This window comes from Citrobacter sp. JGM124 (assembly GCF_018257795.1).
In the GTDB taxonomy this organism is placed as follows: domain Bacteria; phylum Pseudomonadota; class Gammaproteobacteria; order Enterobacterales; family Enterobacteriaceae; genus JGM124.
The window spans coordinates 1-2,875 of the sequence record NZ_JAERJD010000027.1 but is presented as its reverse complement, the minus strand read 5'-3'; the positions used below and the strand labels follow the sequence as shown (position 1 = coordinate 2,875).

The window sequence follows — 2,875 nt, the reverse complement described above, 5'->3', positions numbered from 1 at the left end:
CCAGTAATCTGGGGACCGGTGCCTCGGTGAGCCTGGCGGCGGCGACAGATCTTCTGAGGCTGGCGGGCTACAGTGGCGTCTTTGCCAACCAGGTGAGTGGCGCGGGGCAGCTGGTGCTGGATGACAAGGCCGGCGTGACCCTCAATGGTACCCAGAAGGTGGCAGACAGCATTGGGGTGGATATTGGAACGGACAGTAACCTGACCCTGTCGAGTCTGACGGCCTTTAACCATGCCCTGACGGGAGACGGGACGCTGAATATCAGTACCGGTAACCAGACCTTTGCCTTTGGCACCAATACGGGCAGTGGTTACAAGGGAACGGTGAATCTGGGCGACAGCCAGTTTGCCCTGGCCGGCAATAATACCACGGCCCTGACCCAGGCTAACCTCTCGGTGAACAAGGGGGCCAAGGTCAGCGTCACTGGTGGTGAGCAGGCCATCGGCGGGCTGGTTCTGAACGGCGGGACAACCCTGTTCAACGAGGGCGTGATTAAAACCGGCAAACTGTCAGTGACCGGGACAGATGCCAGCATTATCCAGGTGGAGCCGGGACAGACGCTGACCGGTGATAACCTGCTGGATCAAAACGTCAAATCCACCCAGACATTAGTGGACAGTGACGTGGTGCTGACCGCGGATGAGCTGGCGAATCTGACCCTGCAAGGCAGTCAGGGTCAGGCCCTGGACACAGGTACTGAGCAGGCGATAATCCAGAATAGTGTCAACGTGGGTACCGGGACTTATAACTACACCCTGTCCGGAGAGGGCGGAGGTCTGAGTACCGTAGCCCAGCTGGTGAAAGTGGCCCTGGCGGCAGGCAAGATGCTGGCCCTGGACACCACCGACAGCGTGGCGAGAACGTTCACGGCTCAAATTACCGGCAGCGGAGATCTGGCACTGAATGCCCACAGTGACACGCTGACCCTGAACAGCGCGGACAATGATTACACCGGTGGCACCACCATCAACAGCGGTACCGTGGTGGCGGGCAGTAACAATGCCCTGGGGGCGACATCCAGTCTGAGTACGGTGAAAGACACCCAGTTTAACCTCAATGGAAAAACCCAGACCATCAACGGGACGCTGACCAATGCCGGTACCGTGAGTCTGGGGGGGGGCACGCTGACACTCAATAATGGCGGGACGTCAACCTCAGAAGGTGGCCTGACAGGGAGCGGTACCCTGCAGGTCAATGGCGGTAATTTGATTCTGTCAGAGGCCAATAACGATCTGGCGGGTAGCACCATCATTGGTACCGACGGGGCAGTCACTCTGAATGATAGTGGTGACTTGGGCAGTGCGGCAGTCACTGTCGGGGGCAACCTCAATCTGAATGCGGATCAGAGCCTGGCGAATGTCCTCAGTGGAGTGGGGAGTATTAACACAACAGGTCAAGTGACCTTGAGTGGTGATAATGGCCAGTTTACGGGAACCCATAACCTGAATGGCTCTGGCTCACTGACGGTAAGTAAGGCCAGTAGTCTTGGTGGGAACAGTGCCAAAGTCGCCATAAACAGTAATAAAGCGGCGCTGATTCTGAACGCTCTGACAGGTACCTTGAATTCGGTGCTGTCGGGTGTGGCGGACAGCCAAGTACAAGTTACCAATAAATCTGCTGTTACATTGAATGCCAGCAATACGAATTTCCTCGGTCAATATGCCATCAGTGGTGGCAGCAGCATGCAAATTGGCGACGCGGCTAACTTGGGAAGCAAGGCCTCGGTGAGCCTGGCTACGGCCGCAGATATTCTGGCGCTGGCAGGCCTTAACGGGGCATTGGCTAACACTGTCACTGGGCTCGGTCAGTTAGTTCTGAATTCGGGCAGCAAAGCTACTCTCAGCGGTAACAATATTGCCGATACAGTGGGTGTGGATATTGACACGGACAGTAACCTGATACTGTCGAGCCTGACAGCCTTTAACCATGCCCTGACCGGTGGCGGGATACTGAGCATTGATGCCGGTAACCAGGCCTTTACCTTCGGCGCCAACACGGGTAGTGGCTACAAGGGGACGGTAGATCTTGCTAACAGCCAGTTTGCCTTGTCTGGTAATAATACGACGGCCCTGACCCAGGCGAGCCTTGCGGTGAGCCAGGGGGCTAAGGTTAATGTTACTGATGGGGCGCAGGCTATTGGTGGACTGGCCCTGAATGGGGGAACCACCACCTTTAACGATGGTTCAATAACCACCGATAATTTGAGTGTGTCTGGTGACGCGACCAGTATTATTCAGGTTCAACCAGGACAGACACAAACGGGTAGTAACCTGCTGGATCAGAATGTCGGCTCACGCCAGCAACTGGTTAACAGCACCGTTCAGCTGACAGACAAGGATCTGGAACAGCTGGTACTGCAAGACAGCAAAGGTCAGGTTCTGGGGGACGATACTGAGCTGGCTATTGACCAGGGCGGTATTGATGTGGCTACCGGAACCTACAACTATGGGTTGTCTGGCGTGGGTGGCGGCCTGAGTACTGTGGCGCGGTTAATCAAAGTCGCGTTAGCGGCAGATCACATTCTGACCCTTGACACCAAGGAAAGCAGTGCGAAAACGTTCACAGCTCAAATCACCGGCAGCGGTAATCTGGCACTAAACGCCAGCGGTGAAACCCTGACCCTGAACAACGCGGGCAACGATTACACTGGTGGCACCACCATCAACAGCGGTACCGTGGTGGCGGGCAGCAACAATGCCCTGGGGGCGACATCCGGCCTCACCACTCTGGCAGGCAGCGGGTTTAACCTCAATGGAAAAAACCAGACCATCAACGGGGCGCTGACCAATGCCGGCACTGTGACCGTTGGTGAGAATGGGACACTGACCAGCAGTTCACTGAACAACAGCGGGACGGTGGCGCTCGCGAAGGGGGC

Annotated in this window: 1 protein-coding gene; it reads left to right on the top strand. The window is 56.5% G+C overall.

The features are described from left to right. Window positions 1-2,875 (top strand): autotransporter-associated beta strand repeat-containing protein (locus JK154_RS17535; RefSeq protein ID WP_249215994.1); only part of this gene is annotated, 2,875 nt, incomplete at both ends.